This window comes from Paenibacillus sp. A3 (assembly GCF_001399685.1).
Classification (GTDB): Bacteria; Bacillota; Bacilli; order Paenibacillales; family NBRC-103111; genus Paenibacillus_G.
In genome coordinates, this window is sequence record NZ_JTHN01000040.1 from 13,098 (window position 1) to 30,010 (window position 16,913).

At 50.9% G+C, this 16,913-nt stretch carries 17 protein-coding genes; 7 read left to right on the forward strand and 10 right to left on the reverse strand.

Annotation, left to right across the window (positions count from 1 at the left end; translation table 11 throughout):
- Positions 1-8: 8 nt before the first annotated feature.
- The 3 genes from QJ48_RS05630 to QJ48_RS05640 all read right to left on the reverse strand — a co-directional run bounded on the left by QJ48_RS05630 (position 9) and on the right by QJ48_RS05640 (position 2,911).
- Positions 9-995: an ABC transporter ATP-binding protein gene (locus tag QJ48_RS05630; protein ID WP_054972668.1), complete on the reverse strand. Its 987-nt coding sequence runs from the start codon at positions 993-995 to the stop codon at positions 9-11.
- On the reverse strand, positions 992-2,008 hold the full coding sequence (locus tag QJ48_RS05635) for an ABC transporter ATP-binding protein (protein ID WP_054972669.1): 1,017 nt from the start codon (positions 2,006-2,008) through the stop codon (positions 992-994). Before QJ48_RS05635 ends, QJ48_RS05630 begins: the two co-directional genes overlap by 4 nt.
- 492 nt (positions 2,009-2,500) lie before the next feature.
- Positions 2,501-2,911: a VOC family protein gene (locus QJ48_RS05640; protein WP_054972670.1), complete on the reverse strand. Its 411-nt coding sequence runs from the start codon at positions 2,909-2,911 to the stop codon at positions 2,501-2,503.
- A 269-nt stretch (positions 2,912-3,180) separates the two neighbouring features.
- Between QJ48_RS05640 and QJ48_RS05645 the strand changes: the two genes are divergently transcribed.
- Positions 3,181-3,978: a helix-turn-helix domain-containing protein gene (locus tag QJ48_RS05645; RefSeq protein ID WP_054972671.1), complete on the forward strand. Its 798-nt coding sequence runs from the start codon at positions 3,181-3,183 to the stop codon at positions 3,976-3,978.
- Positions 3,979-4,057: 79 nt separating this feature from the next.
- Here QJ48_RS05645 and QJ48_RS05650 read toward each other — a convergent pair whose 3' ends face one another.
- Together QJ48_RS05650 and QJ48_RS05655 are read right to left on the reverse strand one after the other, a co-directional pair.
- A complete protein-coding gene (locus QJ48_RS05650; protein ID WP_054972672.1) occupies positions 4,058-5,557 on the reverse strand; it encodes a stalk domain-containing protein in 1,500 nt (499 codons plus the stop codon).
- Between the two features lie 262 nt (positions 5,558-5,819).
- Positions 5,820-6,620, reverse strand: coding sequence for a M48 family metallopeptidase (locus QJ48_RS05655; protein WP_237762819.1), 801 nt, complete (start codon positions 6,618-6,620; stop codon positions 5,820-5,822).
- A 245-nt stretch (positions 6,621-6,865) separates the two neighbouring features.
- Here QJ48_RS05655 and QJ48_RS05660 point away from each other — a divergent pair, with 245 nt between their 5' ends.
- The 3 genes from QJ48_RS05660 to QJ48_RS38545 all read left to right on the forward strand — a co-directional run bounded on the left by QJ48_RS05660 (position 6,866) and on the right by QJ48_RS38545 (position 9,284).
- Positions 6,866-7,867 (forward strand): ABC transporter substrate-binding protein, encoded by a 1,002-nt coding sequence (locus tag QJ48_RS05660; RefSeq protein WP_054972673.1) that lies wholly within the window; start codon positions 6,866-6,868, stop codon positions 7,865-7,867.
- A gap of 122 nt (positions 7,868-7,989) precedes the next feature.
- Positions 7,990-8,610, forward strand: a complete 621-nt coding sequence (locus QJ48_RS05665) for a PH domain-containing protein (protein ID WP_054972674.1) — start codon at positions 7,990-7,992, stop codon at positions 8,608-8,610.
- 518 nt (positions 8,611-9,128) lie between these two features.
- Positions 9,129-9,284: an IS3 family transposase gene (locus tag QJ48_RS38545; protein WP_237762821.1), complete on the forward strand. Its 156-nt coding sequence runs from the start codon at positions 9,129-9,131 to the stop codon at positions 9,282-9,284.
- 451 nt (positions 9,285-9,735) lie between these two features.
- Here the strand turns inward: QJ48_RS38545 and QJ48_RS05675 are convergent, their stop codons facing one another.
- The 4 genes from QJ48_RS05675 to QJ48_RS05680 form a co-directional block, all read right to left on the reverse strand.
- On the reverse strand, positions 9,736-9,978 hold the full coding sequence (locus QJ48_RS05675; protein WP_054972676.1) for a hypothetical protein: 243 nt from the start codon (positions 9,976-9,978) through the stop codon (positions 9,736-9,738).
- On the reverse strand, positions 9,978-10,145 hold the full coding sequence (locus QJ48_RS35650) for an aspartyl-phosphate phosphatase Spo0E family protein (RefSeq protein WP_082420366.1): 168 nt from the start codon (positions 10,143-10,145) through the stop codon (positions 9,978-9,980). Before QJ48_RS35650 ends, QJ48_RS05675 begins: the two co-directional genes overlap by 1 nt.
- A 137-nt stretch (positions 10,146-10,282) precedes the next feature.
- A complete protein-coding gene (locus QJ48_RS36690; protein WP_157261529.1) occupies positions 10,283-10,426 on the reverse strand; it encodes a hypothetical protein in 144 nt (47 codons plus the stop codon).
- A gap of 1 nt (position 10,427) precedes the next feature.
- Entirely contained in the window at positions 10,428-11,777 is a 1,350-nt protein-coding gene (locus QJ48_RS05680; protein WP_054972677.1) for a helix-turn-helix transcriptional regulator, read from the reverse strand.
- 410 nt (positions 11,778-12,187) lie between these two features.
- Here QJ48_RS05680 and QJ48_RS05685 point away from each other — a divergent pair, with 410 nt between their 5' ends.
- On the forward strand, positions 12,188-12,514 hold the full coding sequence (locus tag QJ48_RS05685) for a helix-turn-helix domain-containing protein (RefSeq protein WP_025845022.1): 327 nt from the start codon (positions 12,188-12,190) through the stop codon (positions 12,512-12,514).
- A gap of 174 nt (positions 12,515-12,688) precedes the next feature.
- Here the strand turns inward: QJ48_RS05685 and QJ48_RS05690 are convergent, their stop codons facing one another.
- Positions 12,689-14,680, reverse strand: a complete 1,992-nt coding sequence (locus QJ48_RS05690; protein WP_054972678.1) for a methyl-accepting chemotaxis protein — start codon at positions 14,678-14,680, stop codon at positions 12,689-12,691.
- Positions 14,681-14,905: 225 nt separating this feature from the next.
- On the opposite strand from QJ48_RS05690, the gene QJ48_RS05695 reads away from it, so the two are divergent.
- Together QJ48_RS05695 and QJ48_RS05700 are read left to right on the forward strand one after the other, a co-directional pair.
- On the forward strand, positions 14,906-16,375 hold the full coding sequence (locus QJ48_RS05695; protein WP_054972679.1) for a glycosyl hydrolase: 1,470 nt from the start codon (positions 14,906-14,908) through the stop codon (positions 16,373-16,375).
- Positions 16,376-16,425: 50 nt separating this feature from the next.
- Entirely contained in the window at positions 16,426-16,893 is a 468-nt protein-coding gene (locus QJ48_RS05700; RefSeq protein ID WP_054972680.1) for a DinB family protein, read from the forward strand.
- The last annotated feature ends 20 nt before the right edge of the window (positions 16,894-16,913 follow it).

Here is a 16,913-nt window from a genome sequence, read left to right on the forward strand (position 1 = left end):
TTATGAGATCATTCGTATAAATGACAGGCGACCTCGTGTTGAGGCGCAACCTGTTTAAGCGTGGGCTGCTGTTCCCGGCAAGAGGCAACGGCATAGCGGCAGCGCGGATGAAAGGCGCAGCCGGCGGGCGGATTGGCCGGACTCGGCACATCGCCTTGCAGCACGATTCGCTCCCGCTTGGCGTTCGGGTCGGGGATCGGCACGGCAGACAATAAAGCCTGGGTGTAAGGATGGAGCGGCTGTTGATACAAGCTTTTCTTATCCGTAATCTCGACGAGCCGCCCCAAGTACATGACGCCGATCCGGTCGCTGATATGCTTCACGACGCTCAGATCGTGAGCGATGAACAGATAGGACAGCCCGAAATCGGCTTGAATGTCCTGCAGCAGGTTCAGCACTTGCGATTGAATCGATACATCGAGCGCAGACACGGGTTCGTCGGCGACGACGAGCTTGGGCTTTAACGCTAGCGTTCTCGCGATACTGATCCGCTGCCGCTGCCCGCCGGAAAACTCATGCGGATATTTGTAATAGGAGTCCTCGGCAAGTCCGACCTTCACGAGCAGCTCGGCGACGCGCTCCTCCAGCTCTTTCCCGGAATGCGATTCATAATTGCGAATCGGCTCGGAGACGAGATGGCCGACCATCATTTTCGGATTCAGCGAGCTGAACGGGTCTTGGAACACCATTTGCATATCCTTGCGGATTTGCCGCAGCCTTTCGCCCTTGAGCCGGGTAATATCCTCGCCTTCAAAAAGGATTGTGCCCGCCGTCGGCTCGATGAGACGCATGATCGCGCGGCCGGTTGTCGATTTACCGCAGCCGGATTCTCCCACAAGTCCGACGGTTTCGCCCCGCCGCATCGTGAGCGAGAAGTCGTTCACCGCCTGAATCGAGCCGACCTGCCTCCGAAAGAGCCCGCCGTGAATCGGATAATGCTTTTTCAAATTGAGAACTTGCAGCAGTGGGCGGTCATCAGCGGTCACGTCAATCATACGGTTTCCTCCTCTCTGGCTGTAGGCACACACGCTGAAAAGTTCAGACAGCGAACGTAATGGCCGCCGCCTACATTGGCGAGCTGCGGCGTCAGCCTCCGGCAATCGTCGCTGGTGCTCGGACAGCGTCCGGCAAACCGGCAGCCGGTGCGGGGCATATGGACAAGCGACGGGACGATGCCGCTAATCGATTTCAATCGTTCCTGCTCCTCGTCAAGACGGGGGAGCGATTGCAGAAGCAGCTGCAAATACGGATGCTTGGGCTCGTAGAAAATTTGCGTGACATGCCCTTGTTCCACGATTTGACCGGCGTACATGACAGCGACCGTATCGGCCATCTCGGCGACAACGCCGAGGTCGTGCGTGATCAAAATCATGGACATGCCCCTCTGCTGCTGAATATCTTTAAGCAGCTCAATAATTTGCGCTTGGATCGTGACGTCCAGAGCGGTCGTCGGCTCGTCGGCGATCAGCAGCTTCGGGTTGCAAGCGATCGCCATCGCTATCATGACGCGCTGACGCATGCCGCCCGATAGCTGATGCGGATATTCGCCGACAATGCGCTCGGCATGAGGGATGCCGACGGACTTAAGCAATTCGATGATGCGTCTGCGTTTTTCTTTCTTGCTCATGACAAGATGATTCCCCAGTACTTCCTCGATTTGATACCCGATGGTAAATACCGGATTAAGCGCGGTCATCGGCTCTTGAAACACCATTCCGATATCGCTGCCCCGCAGCTTCAGCAGCTCGTTCTCGGATAAATTCATCAGGTTGCTGCCGTCAAACCATATTTCCCCGCTATCCATCCGGCTTATTTTTTTGGGCAGCAATTTCATGATGGATAAGGACATGACGGATTTGCCGCAGCCGGATTCCCCGACGATGCCGAGCACCTGCCCGGGCAACAAGCGGAGAGACACATCGTCGACTGCGCGATAATAATTCCCTTCAATGGAAAATCCCGCACTCAAATGACGGATGTCAAGCAAGGCGCTCGACGGATTGTTCATAGGATCACCTCGAGAAGTTTGCCGATTTGCAGTGGTTTGGAAAACGCTTCCAACACTATGGCTGCCAGATTAAATTTTTAAGACCAATCGAATGCTTATGTACTAGACTCAGGCGTTTTGAATAGTGGAAAGGGGATCGTCCCTGGATCATGGCGTCGTATGGACGATCGTGATAGGTATGAGATTCGTGAGGTCACCAAATCCGATGGTGTATGATGTGGAAGTTGTCGCAGGTAGGTATTAAACCGTTGGCGAAAAATTGCGACAATTAAAAGCAATGACATTACTACACATTTTACATACACTCCCTTTTTTTGTCACCCCCCTTTTTTTGTTCGCATGGATTGTTGAATTTTATCGATGGCATGTTCTTTTTATGACGGATAAATATAACATCGTATGTTATCTATTGACACGCAAAAAGACCGCAAGGCTGTGCCTGCGGTCTGTATCATCCTTGTATGGGGCATATGCGAACAGCTAATGAGAGTGTTAGGCTTGGCTTGTTTGGGCTTCGTTGGTGATCATCCAGATCACGCCGTACTTATCTTCGATCTGGCCGAACAGGCTGCCCCAGAATGCCGGCTCCAGCGGGTGCTTTACAGTGCCGTCTTCCCCAAGCTTGGTGAATGCCTCGCGGGCTTCGGCTTCCGTAGGGAACTCCAAACTCAGTTGAAGGCCGTTCCCCCGGTTAAGCGGCGCATAGACGGAATCGCTCATAAAGAAGTTAATCCCGCCGGCCACCAAACTCATGTGCAGCACTTTGTCTTTCACCGCTTCGCTTGCATCCGGAAGCTGTCCATGCGTCATTACGGACAGAATCTCTCCGCCGAGCGCGTTGATGTAGAAATCCGCTTGAGCTCTTGCATCCTCCGAGACCAGATAAGGCGTAAGCTTTGCCATTCCATAACATCCTTTCATCCGTTGGTTTTGTCGATTTCATCCTGAGTATAGCATTCTGCTGGACTTCCGGTTTCTTACGGATTGCTGTTTTGGCGAGAAATTCATTTCTTGAATCTAACATATTATGTAACTTTCGAGGCGTAAAAGAGGATATAAATTGAAATTTGCTGTTCCATGCCTATAAAAATTATGATAATATGAAAGCGAACGTTTGTTCCGTTAATTGGAAGCGTTTGACTAGAGGAACGTGATTGGAAGGAAGTGAAGGAATGGCGACCGACAAGTATCCGGAGATTGACGCGGTGATCGCCTATATTCATCGGAATATTTATGATCCGCTGCCGCTCGCCCGCTTGGCTGCTTATGCAGGCTACAGTCCGTTTCATTTCACGCGCATTTTCAAGGAAAGGATCGGCCTCCCGCCGTTATATTATGTTTCTTCCCTCCGTCTGCAAAAGGCAAAAGATTTGCTGCTGCGTACGAATCTCAGCATTCGCGATATCGGACTGGAGATCGGGCAGCAGAGTCTGGGAACCTTCACAACGAGGTTTACCGAACGAGTCGGCGTGACGCCGTCCGACTTCCGCAACTCGACGCCTCAGGCGGACAGCCATTTCCGGACGTTGCAGCAGCTCAGCGATTGGACGTCGGGGCGTCCTGTTTTCGATCACTATGCCAGAATCGAAGGGACCGTGCAGGCGGAGATCCCTTTCGAAGGCGTTATTCTGATCGGCTTGTTTCCGAAGCCGATTCCCGAAGGAATTCCGCTGCACGGCACGCTGCTCTCCTCGCTAGGGGAATTTTGCTTTACGGGCGTGAAACCGGGCACCTATTACCTTATGGCCACATCGGTCTCCTGGGGGATGCAGGCGGTGGACTTTTTGCTCCCGCATAACACCTTGCGCACCCGTTCAAGGGAGCCGATCGTCGTCCAACCGTATTCCTCCGTTCCTTATCAGCAAGTGATGCTTCATGTCCCCCGGCTGGACGATCCGCCCATCCTCATTTCTTTGCCCTTGTTGATGAACAGGTTCCTGAGCGAGCGGCTGCAAACGAGCTACCGCTAAGCGGAAAAGGCTCTATCCGTTAATGGAGCCGGATAGAGCCTTGATCGCCTCCTGACAGAGACGGCCTCTTGGAACAGCCTTACTTTAAAGTTTGACTCGAGGTGAGCACGCCGTCGGTGAAGTACAAATAATTGCCGCTGCCGATGCTCGAACCGCGGTATACCCATTGCTCGAACGTACCGAAGCTGCCGGTCGTTTTATTGACATCGTCCGGCTTGCCCCAAGACATCAGGACTTGTTCCTGGGTCATACCGATCCTGACTTTTTGTTGGCGAATGACCGACTTCACGCTTTCTGGCCAGTCGAATTGGGCCAGCGGATCGGCGGTGAAGAACGATCTATGGATAGCTTCGATCGAATCGAAATTAAACTGGACGTTCTTGCTCCCGTTGCTTAAGACGACGGTCGGTCCGCTGTAGCTGATGACGGCCAACTGCTCGAATCTTTCGAATCCGCCGTTCATGGCGCCATCGCTGCCGCGGGGCAGGGAATCTACCCAGAGGTTGGGATAGTTCTTCCATATCGCTTCGGCGTCCGAATCGAGTCTCAGCTTTTTGATTCCATCGGAAATGATGCCTTGTTGGCCCCAAGTATTGTTTTTCGACAAGTCCCCGACGGTGAGATCCACCCGCTGTTGTTCTCCCCAAACGATTTTCATGTCCATATAATCCGTCAAAAAGACAAGCGGCACATAAATGACATCGTTCTCCGAGATCGGCGGAAAATCCAGACGTACTGTGTGCGAGTCCATCTTGCCGCCGTAATACGTCAGCAGGTTGCTATTGGCGCGCAGCAGCAAAATGCGGCTCGGATGATTGATCCGGATGACCCCGTCTACGGCTTGGGCCGAGGCGTTCACCTTGCCAAGTACGGCCCATAAAGGCACATAGACGGCGTTATTGCGAACGATCGGAGCATAATCGGACTTCAAGTAGCTTCCGTTAACGTAGATTTTATAGCCTTCGGTCCCTGGAGGCGCTTCTTCCCGGACCGGTTTTCCGTCCTTCCATTGGCCCTCGTACCATTTTTCGCCGTAGATGGAGGTTCCTTTAGCAGCAAAGCCTTTCCCGTCGGGCAGACCGTTCTTCATCTCGCCATCGTACACAAGCGGCACGCCGTCCAGCTCGAAATATGGCCGGGCGCTAATATACATATCTTTCTCCTTGGTGTCGATATGCGTCGATTGGGCCTCGGTGTCCCATTCGACTTTGGCGCCGAAGGCTTCCGCCACGAAACGGACGGGAACGAACGTTTGATCGCCCTTGATCTGCGGCGGGACATCGAGCGTTTGAGACTTGCCGTTCACCTGGACGGTCGGGTCGCCGATTTTTAATTGGACGGTAGTACTGTCTTTCGTCAGGGTGATCGATTTCGTGCTTTCTTCCCAGCTTAGCTTGGCTCCTAATTCGTCGGAGATATCGCGCAGCGGAACAAGCACTCTTCCGTCGACTTGAATGCCGATATCCATATTGACGCCAGGTTTGGCGCTGTTTGCGGCAAAAGCGGGGACAGCCGTAACGAGCATGGCGGAAGCCAGCGTAGCGGAAACGGTTTGGGACAGCCGAAATTTGATTTTCATAGCGGGTTGCTCCTTTGGGTGTTTTTTCGATAGCAGATAACAAAATATTACAAATAGTATAAGAGTTATTTCCTGCATTGTCGACAATTTTCTAGGAAATTCGACTTATCCTACCGGGTAAATAAAGAGATTTTTAGGAAATTTGTCATATCTTATCGGTTAATACGGCACAACGTGGAAAAATGTTGCAAAAAAAAGCCCGCCATCCTAAATGGCAGGCTTCTCGGGCTTGGTGCAGGACATTCGCTGCCCGTTGGTTCGATCAGGAGGCGAAGGGCTCCCGCTCGAAGGCGGGCGAGGCATAGCCGAACAGCTGCGGCTGCGCCTGCATCAGTTCCATCTGCTCGATGCGCTTGGGCAGCGGCGGATGGGTCGACAGGGCGTAGCTGAACCAGACGAAGAAGCCCGTTTCTTTGCGGCTCTCGGCCACGTATTCGGCGACGTTCACCTTGGCGTACATCGTTCGGCCGATGGCCAGAATGGTCAGGGCGGAGATCGCCGCCGGGGCGTTACCCGTATACGCCGCCGCCATCCGGTCGCAGGTATATTCGCAGGCTCTCGAATAAGCTTTGCCCAGGAAAGGCATCCATTGGGCGGGCAGCAGCAGCAGGCTTTTGGACATGTGATTCCGCTTGATATGCGCCAGTTCGTGCGCGATAACATAAGCCAGCTCGTCTTCTTCGGTGTCCGCCATTTCGAACAAATTGGAGTACAGCACGACGAAGTTGCGGCCGAAAAAACGCGAGGCGAAAGCATTCAGCATCCCGTCCGATTGAAGGACGAACACATCGGGAACCTGCCGGATATCCATTCGCTCGCACAGCTCGCGCACCTTCCGGTGCACGGCCGGGAACTGATGCTCCGTCAGCTTGACCCCGTTGCTTTTGATGTGGCCGATCATAAGGCCGTGAAGGAAAAACGTGATGCCAAGACCGATCAATAGATAAAAGATGCCGATCAGCGAAACGATCAGGCCGAAATAGACCATGATGCTAAAGAGCAGGCTAATAATGAAATACGATGTTTCTTTGCTGTGAATTAACCGCGGATTCATGGGGTTCATGCAGTGCACGTTCCTTTTCTCAGATGAATAATGTGCCGTGTGTCCAAGGCTCATTCCTAATTGTCGGCATTACCCCACGATTTGTTTAGACGTTATTGGAAATTTCGCCCGGATGCAGGGATTGCGGGGAATACCGGCCTGTAGAAACCTTGTCCGATCGTTGAAAATATTCGTTGCCGGGCCGGTGCGAGTAATGTAAGATGATGGATATGATAACGATTATCAATCTCATCTAGGAGGAAACCATGCTGCCTGTCAAAAAAGTCATTTGCCTAATCGGCGCCTTCATTCTGATGGCCTCTCTGCTGCTGGCTTGCGCTAGTACTGCGGGGACTCCGGACGCCGCCCAGCAGGGGCAAGAATCTGCCAATAAGGAAACGGGACAAGGGAAAAAGGAAGCGGCAACCCGATTGTTTAAAGATGCCAAAGGACGCGAGGTTACCATTCCGGCCGCCCCTCAAAGGGCTGTCGTCCATTATTATGCCGCCGAGGCGATATCTTTGGGCGTAAAGCCGGTCGCCACGAATTGGATCAATGCCAATCTGATTCTGACCAAAGATCAATTGCAGGGGATCGAAGATATCGGAGGGGAGGGAGTGAACCCCAATGTGGAGAAAGTCCTTTCGCTCAGTCCGGATCTTATTATTGTCCCTGATTTTCTGGAGCAGACCAGCCTGGATGCCTTATCCAAGGTAGCTCCTACCGTAGCGGTGAGCTATACGGACGATGTTTTTACGCGCATGAAAACGATGGGCGACGTGCTGGGAAAAAGCAAGGAAGCGGAAGCCTGGACGGCCCGGTACAAAGCAAAAGCCCAGCAGAAGCGGGAGCAGCTCAAGCCTTACATCAAGGAGGGAGAAACGGCTTCGGCCTTCGTCTTTTTCCAGGATAAGCTGCTCTATGTGTACGGGAATCAGCGGCTTAGCTCCACGCTCTATGACGCGCTCGGATTTTCGCGTCCGGAGAAAGTGGCGGCTCTTTTCAAAGATAAGCCGACCCTTCTGTGGCAGTCGATCTCGAATGAAGCGCTGCCCGACTATGCCGGGGACCGGATTTTTTTAGTCACTTTGGACAATAACGAGAACGCCAAAAAAGGGGCGGAGGAGCTCATGAACAGCCCCGTATGGCGCAACCTCCCCGCGGTGAAAAATGGGAAAGCTTATGTGGTCGGCAGTAAATGGTCGTTTTACGATCCCATTACATTAGATTGGCTGCTCGACGAGATGCCGAAGCTCATGATGAAATAACAGGCGCACCATGGCGATAAGCTTTTCGACTGCGATTAAAGTAGCATACCGTTCCACAGCGCGGAATGATATAATCGTGTTGGATTGACCATAGCCAGCAGATCAGGGAGAGGGATGATGACATGTTTGGGAAAGTAGCCGCCGACATCTTGGGAATCAGCGACATCGGGTCGGTCATTAAACCGCAGGATTACGACAAGGTAGACTCCGACGATTACGTGATGCACGAAGACAATGAGAAAATTTACTTCCTTATCAAGTCCAAGACGGACGAATACTGCTTCACTAATCTTGCACTGATTCATCTGGACGGCACGAGCGCCATCAGTAAGAAGCGCACGCTTCACCGCTACAGCTACAGCAGCTACAACATCTCGGACGTTCTGCTGGAAACGGCCGGAACGGTGGATCTGGACGTCGAAATCAAATTTACGATGGGCTCCGGTTCCGCGGCGTTCTCCATCGATGTGCATAAGAAGCATATTGCCGAGGTCAAAGACCTGTACAAAGCGCTCATCAAGATTTCCGAGCTCACGCATGAGAACGAAGTGGCGATGGCGTACGCGAAGGAAAGCCTTGAGCTGGCATCTTCTACCTTGAACCGCGTGGTCAAGCACGACATCGATACCGCCGGACAGTTCAAGGAAATCAACCAGGCGGCATTCGATTGGCTGACCAATGCCCGCAAGCAGTATAAAATCAAAGACTTCGGCTTCGTGTTCGAGAAGTATATTAATCAATAGGCGGCGGGCTGTCGCACTTGCAAAAAACTGCTCAAGAGTCATAATCTTGGGCAGTTTTTTTGGCGATCAGCCGGCTTTGTTGCGAAGCCTTAGTAAACAACCGCTTACGCAAAATTTGTTCAATTTGCTCGTAGCTGTAGCCAAGCTCAGTCAGCATTTTGGCGGTGACGGCTTCGGCTAAGCCTTCAGCTCTAAGCTCGGGGACCAAAAGAAATGAACTAACCCCACCACAATAAGAACAAAAACCGCTATCAACAAAATCTTCACCATCAGTTTCATTAAACGACCCTCCTTTTTAGAGCGGCTATTGTTCCGTCGCCCGCGGAGATCTAAACACAGCAATTGCTCGAACGACTGGACGGAAATATACATCCTGACGCCATAATCCACTTCGACCAAGTCATGCACTACACGCATCCCAGAATCCGCTTCCTGATCCGCAATGCCGGTTTCAAACAGTCAATGTCACGGAAGGGAAACTGTTGGGATATGCCTCCATGGAAACGTTCTTTGGTCATATGAAAGACGAATTGGAATATGAAGACTGCGAGACACTTCGGGAATTGAACGAGCGAATTAATAATTACATATCGTTTTACAACTCCGATCGGTGTGAATGGACATTAAAAATGATGACTCCTGATGAATTCAGAAGTCATCTCATAGCAGATTAACATATGGGTCCCTTTTTCAAAACTCTTCATAATTCGGGTCACAGTTCATTTTTTCATTGTTTCACGAAATCAAAATTGCCGCGCAAGGCTAAAAATTCGGATTTTTTGCAACAGGGCTGCTCCAGCTAACCCTGTTTTTTCATATACCTAGCACAGAATGCAAACATAGGTATTGCAATTGCTGCAGACCAAAGTCCAAGCGAGCCGTTAAAATAAGTAATAATGATAAGAACCACTGTGAGAGCAAAAAGAAACTGTGCTTTTCTTTTATTGGGCTGCTTTGACCGTTTAGAGATAAGAGTAAAAACAAACTAAAGCGGCGGACAAAATAACAGATGCAATTTTATTTTTCATTTTTTTCTACATTTTTAATTTTTGGATATATCTAAATGTATTTACGTACGATGGTTTGGAAATGTTGCATAAAAAAGGGGGAGATCCCAAAATGGTTCTAATTTCCCACTTTGTTTACCCTATAAAAAAACAGGCGCTCGCGTAAAAGATTTTCGATCCGCTCATTACTGTAACCAAGCTCAGACAACATTTTGGCCGTGACACCGGCATTCGTGGTCGCTCTGAATTCAGCATCGTGTAAATCTTTGATGCCGTATAATCGCTCAAAGATCGCACCGATCTTGGCAAGGTAGCGAATCCGTTCTTCACTTTCCCCGGCTAGTAAATATTCATGCTGCATTAGCCACACACCTTTAGCTTAGAAGACTTTTGAGCAATAAGAATATACTGATCCAAACATTGACTAAGCTTTACCACCTCCTCGTCTGTAAATGAACCTTTTTGTTCAACCAGTAGTATCAACTGCTGCCGTAAACTCTTAATTTTGCGTCTTAGTTTTATATTCATAAAGCACCCCTCTAAACCTATAATAATACTATTTATCCAAAATAAGGTTTTTGGTTTTTTTGATAAAAAAGCATTTCCGGAAATGACCCGGAAATGCTTTGAGGGTGCTGTTTTCTAAGGTGATGTAATCACTTGCTTTAATAACCTACGCCGTGCTCATCCAATGTAGCAAGGTAACCCACGCCGTGTTCATCAGCAACTTTATGCCCTACTTCTTCGGCAGTACTAAAACCGCTAAATAATGCAGCTACGACGAGTACAGCAAAGAAAACGCCTTTCATCTCAATACACCTCCTCCCCTCCTATCATAATAGCTTGAAAGCGCTGAATTTGTTCCCCTGTTGCGTATTTTCTGTGTTTTTCAAACAAGGCAGAACAACGGAAACAGTCCTCGTATCGCCTCATCCTATATGCTAAAACCAAACAGTATAAAGTTTCCTCGATCCCTTCTTTAAACCTCTCCTTGGAAAATTCATATAGCGCTTTATGATACCTGAATCGGACGTGCTGATCCATTCCAATCATGTCTTGGAAATTATCGAAGAGGTCGATCTGATCGGAGAACAGTAACAATACCTTATCGATACAAAAACCGTATTGATTAACCGACTTCAAAATCGTTACTAAGCCGGGTAAAATTTCGTCAGGGTGATCAGCCAGATAGGCCGCATAATCGGCGAGAACAGTTTCCTTTCCCATCAGCACATCAAGCGTATAGGAGTTTGCCTTCGCGAAGACTTTAAAATCTTCAACTACTTTTTTTCCCGCATCATCAAGGGATTCAAACCATCCCAAATCGGCATATTTTCGGACATACTCGGCAGCAGCTTCGTACAGCTCTTGCCGTTCCAAGGCAACCCCTTTAAGCAAACTTCCCATCCCGTAATAGTACACTAAAGGACGTTCAAATAAAGATTCAGAGGAATAGCCGCGCTTTTGTAGCTCATATTGAGTTTCGGCAAGCTCTCTCAGCTCGTCCGCATATTGCTCAACCTTGTCCCATTTCTGCAACGTAAAACAAACTTTCACAAGCTTTGTTAAACCATCGAGCTGAAGATTTTCAGGCAAACGTTTACGATAAGGAGCGAAGCGTACAACGGCTTCTTGATTTTCTTCGGCATTCGTCCCCTGCGAGATCAAAAATAACCGGTACTGACTAATCACGAATGGTTCAGAAAAGCAATCTTTTTCGCTGTCGATCACTAGATTGTAAAAATAGGCGGATTCATTTGCCCACTCATTTTGAAACAGCCTTTCCGCAACAGCAAAAAGAATCGATACATTTTTTGGATTATCCAGCATCTTAGAGACGATCGGTTCAATGCAATCGTACCGGCCGATCTCGGCACATCGAACCAGGTACGGAACCAACCGTTTTCGCGATAACCGCTCTTCCGAGTAGCATTCATCAGGATATAGTTCATAGAGCCAGCCAGGGGCTTGATTAAAAACCATGGCCAAAGTGTCGAGCTGGCCAATGGTCATCGATCGGGAAGTTTCGTTCAAACTCAAAATCCTGCTTAAATTTCCGACGGGGATACGAGTTAATTCAGCTAACTTCGTAAGACTATAGCCATGTAGTTTTAGCTGGTGTTCAATCTCGGAGCGCAAACAACGAGCGACAACCTGCACCAAAATTACCTCCCACAAAAACGTAAAATGGTCTTTCCATAATATACCATTTGGTAATTATAAAGCAATTATTTAAAAATAAGCAAAAAATTTCTATATGGAACAAAGAACATCCAGTCTCAGTTTTCATTCTAAGCAAGTAGGCCTGAGACACATTTTACCGAGGATCTGCCCCCATATCCCCCCCTCGACTTGAATTGCATAAAACGTCAAAAAATTCTCTTCTTGCTGAGGTTTACCCTAGGCAGAGTTCATTTTTGTAGGTAGAAATATAGGGATTATGGAAAAAAGTATATCGAATAGAATTTAAAAGTTCAATTAAATATATCGATAATGAATTTTAAATTGCCTCCAATCATGCAGATACATTGGTCTACACTTCTATGTAAAGAGAGGTGACGAAACTGGACATGAACCTTGCCAAAATGATAGGAGAACAAATTCGGCATTTCCGCAATCTTAAAGGATTAACTCAAGAACAACTAGCAGAAGCGCTGGACTCCCACGGAACTTATATCGGTCGTCTGGAACGCGGGGAGCAAAACGTACAGCTCGCAACACTTGAAAAAATAGCGGAAGCCTTACATATTAGCGTATTCGCCCTTTTTAACCATGATCAGTTCGATCACCTGAAAAATCAAGAATGGATATGGCGCACCGTGTTACTGCTGCAGGAGCAGCAAGAAGTCGATCAAAAACGGGCCTATCGCGTACTAAAAGAAATGTTTACGACATGAAATAAGCAGTAATGACGTGACGGAACGGTGGCGGCCGGGTCGAGCAGCGGCAGCTTCGGGAATTCAAGAAAAATAACATTTCAGAACCCTTGCGAAAGAAAACGACCATCGAACCTAAAATAAAAAAAAATCGGCTGCTCCAGGAAGGCCCTTGGATCTGCCGATTTTGCCGTTTTATACCTTGAACTTCAGCAGCTCTTCGTTGAGCTCCTGCGACATCGAGCTCAGCGATTTGGAGGAAGACGAGATTTCCTCCATTGAAGCAAGCTGCTGCTCGGAAGCAGCCAAAATTTCCTGCGCGTTCTGCAGGGAAGCTTGCGAGATGGTGACCAGCTCGGTCATCGAAGCGCTGACTTCCTCCGTTCCTGCTGACATTTGCTCGGAAGCGGCGGAAATTTCCTGAATTTGCTCCGAAATGCTTTGTACGGACGCGTAAATGTTTTGGAACAGCGACCCCGCTTCGGTGATCAGCTTGGAGCCTTGACCGACGTCGGTAACCCCTTGATTCATCGAGGTCACGGCCGCACGGGTCGAGCCCTGCACCTCTTTCACCAGGCTGGCAATATCGTCGGCGGATTGCTTCGCCTGCTCCGCCAGCTTCTTGACTTCATTGCCGACGACGGCGAAGCCCCGCCCGTGCTCCCCGGCACGCGCCGCCTCGATGGAGGCGTTGAGCGACAAAAGCTGCGTTTGATTCGAGATATCCGCGATGACTTCGACGATGTTGCCGATTTTTTGGGACAGTTCGTTGAGCGCCGCCAAATCGGATGCCGTCTGTCCGACCGAATCTTGAATCGACTTCATCTGGCGAATCGCCGAAGTGACGAGCTGGTTTCCTTCCCGCGCTTCCTGTGCCGAGGCGAAGGACAGCTCCGAGACGTTGGAAGAGGATTCGGCGATTCTCTGCACGCCGACGGCCATTTCCTCCATCGCCTTCGACGTCTGTTCCGCAGCGGTGGCCTGCGCCTCCGAGCCGTTGACGACTTGCTGTATCGCCCCGGCGACGTGATTCGAGGTTTCGACCGATTGATCCGCAATCGCGTTCAGCTCCTCGGAGGAAGCCGCGACGTGCTCGGCGGTCGCATGAGCTTGCTGGACCATGCCTCCGATCGAAGTCAGCATCGTATTCATGTTGTGAGACAGCTGACCGATTTCGTCCTTCGACTTGACCGGGAGTCTCGTTGTGAAATCGCCTGTACCAATCCGCTCAAGGAGCTTGGACAGAAGCACGATCGGCTTCGTATTGGCTCTGGAGATGAGCAGCGCCAGGAACGTGTTGATGACTACGAAAACGGCGATTAAAATCCAGGAGAGCACCCTCGACTTGTTAATTCCTTCGTATACTTCAGCTGTCGGAGCGACCGTGATAATTTTCCATCCCGTAGAAGGCACGGTATCGTACGCGGCGATATTTTCGCCGTCCGAGGCTGCGAAGGTCACCATACCGTTCTCGTTGACCAAGATGTCCGACCGGAACGCCGCCGCTTGCTCTGCGGTGAATGCCTCCTCGACTTTTTTGCCGACGGCCGCCTTATCGGGGAATGTAACGACCGTGCCGTAGGAGGTCACCAGGAAGCCGAAGCCGGTATCCCCGAATTTGATGTTCGACGTCAGTCCGGACAAAATCTCGGAGTTGAGCACGGCGGAAATCGCCCCGGTAAATTCGCCCTTATCGTTCAATATGGGCACGTTCAAAATGATAACGTTTTTCCCGGATTTGCGGCTCACGATCATGTCGCTGATCGCAGGCTTCTTGGTTTCACGAGCCTGCTTGAAGTAATCGCGGTCGGTGATTTGACTGACGCCGCCGTCCGGGCTGTAGCTGCCTCCGTTGACGTCCACGTAGGAATAGTATTCGACCTCGCTGTCGATTTCCCCGAACGCCTTCAGCACCGGTTTGATCGCTTCGATATTGCCCGATTTGAGGACCGGATTTTTTGTGATCATCTCTTGTACGAGTTCCGTTCGCTTGCGTACCCAATAATCCATATATCCCACATTGGATGAGGCCAGGCTTCTCTCTTTGTCGCGGGTCTCTTCTTTAATTTCCGCTGTCAAATAATTGGTCAGAAAGATGGTGCTGCACAGCAAGGGAAATAAAGAAAGCACCAGTAATAATACGGTTAATTTGATACGGATTGAAGCATTGACCCACTTTTTTAGCATGCAAGTTCCTCCCGGTTGTAAGTTCGAGCCCAATTTATGTCGTCTTGCGGCAGTGGCCGAAAGCATGGTTATTATATCGGTGCTGCCAGGAAACAAAATGATAGCCATGTGTGCAATAAATAAAAAATTAATCAAATTTTAGAATTGGAACGATTATTTTTTTCGTTGCGCCCCGACTGTTTCCAAGCTAAGCTCATAGTATGGAAAGTTCAGGAGGGGTCCCAGATGCGATGGACGGCAATTCCGTGTGCGGGCAAAATGAGTATCGCCGCCGCGCTGGCGCTGAGCTTGTGGCATGGCGCAGCCGGCAAAGAAAGCGGGGCAGCGGCCGCCGCGCCCCCCGATATGCTGCATGAGGCGGAGGACGCCCGGACGGAGGGGACGGCTATAGCGGCCGTACGGCCCGGGTTCTCCGGGACGGGCTATGTCACGGGCTTCGAGCGTGCAGGGGAAGCCGTGCGGTTTACGGTGAACGTGGAGGCGGACGGGTTCTACCCGCTCAAGATCGGATACGCGTCGCCGTTTGGCGATAAGACGAACTATGTGGAAGTGAACGGCAGCACGGCGGGGGAGAAGCTGTTTCCACAGACGGAAGCGTTTACGGAGACCGATTTCGGTCAGGTGCAGCTGGAGGAAGGCGAGAATGAGATCCGTATTTCCACCTACTGGGGCTACTTCGATGTCGATTACATTCGGCTCGGAGCCATGCAGCCGCGGCCCGCAATCGCTGAGGTAGTGCCCAAGCTTGCCACGCCGAAGCCCTCGCGCGAAGCGCAGGCTCTGATGAACTATATGACATCCCGCTACGGGAAAAACATATTGTCCGGCCAGCAGCACACCTCCTCCGAGGAGATGGACTATATTTACCGCGTGACGGGGAAGCTGCCGGTCATGGCCGGGTTTACCGCGACGGATTTTGGCGACAATGCGCTGGAGTGGGCGAAGTACGGCGGGATCGTGTCCGTGGAATGGCATTGGCCGGCGCCGATGGGGGGACATGAGTTTTTCGCTTCCAAGACGACCTTCGACGCGGCGAGAGCCGTGACGCCGGGCACGGAAGAGCACCGCTTGCTGCTTCGGGACCTCGACGAGATGGCGGAGAAGCTTCTCCGCTTCAAGCAGGCGGGCATCCCGGTCGTCTGGCGTCCGCTGCACGAGGCGGAGGGAGGCTGGTTCTGGTGGGGAGCCAAGGGGCCGGAAACCGCGAAGCGGCTGTACAATCTGATGTTCGACCGGTTTACCGGCTACCACGGGCTGGATAACCTGATTTGGGTATGGACGACGTCCGATACGATCCATTCGAAGGACTGGTACCCCGGCGACGACAAAGTCGATATTATCGGGGTGGACCGGTATATCAAGGACGGCGATTACAGCCCGCTGCTCAGCGTGTACGATACGCTCGTGAATATGACCAGCGGGAAGAAGCTGGTCGCCTATTTGGAGAACGGCCCGATCCCGGACCCCCGGCAGCTCAAAAAAAATAAGGTCGGCTGGATGTATTTCAACACGTGGAACGGCAAATTTCTGATGGACGGGAAGGTCAACGCCGAGCATCACTTGCGAATCGTCTACAATCATCCGTATGTGGTCACGCTGGACAAATTCCCGTCGCAAACGGTATACGGCAAGCCGCCGCAGCCCTATCCGTACCCGGCGCGCAAGGAAGCGCCGCAGCCGGTTCCCGCTCATTGAGCGGGGCGGCAAGGCAAGAACTCCAATTTCTCGTATAAGGGGTGGGATTCATGCAAAACATTCTAAAGCTGTTCGAGCATTTGAACTGGGCCAATCTTCGGATCTTGGAAAAATTGAGAAGCGGGGAGGCCGGCAGCCATCCGAAGCTGGTTGGACTTTTTGCTCATATCTTGCAGGCGGAGCGGATTTGGCTGACTCGGCTGCAGGGCAAGGACAGCTCGGCGCTGACGGTCTGGCCCGAAGCCGACCTGGACTTCTGCGGCCGGACGGCCGAGCGGAATCATGAAGATTACACCGCTTATTTGGCGGGCCTGACCGTTGCCGAATGGGACCGCGTTTTTCGTTACGGCAATCAGTCCGGCAAAGTGTTCCACAATTCGGTCGGGGATATTTTGACTCACGTGGCTCTGCACGGACAGTACCACCGCGGCCAAATCAATGCCATGCTCAGAGCGGGCGGCGCGGAGCCTGTGAACGTAGACTTCATTACCTTTGTTAGAGAAAGAAATGGCACATAAGAGAAGAGGCTGTCCCGGCA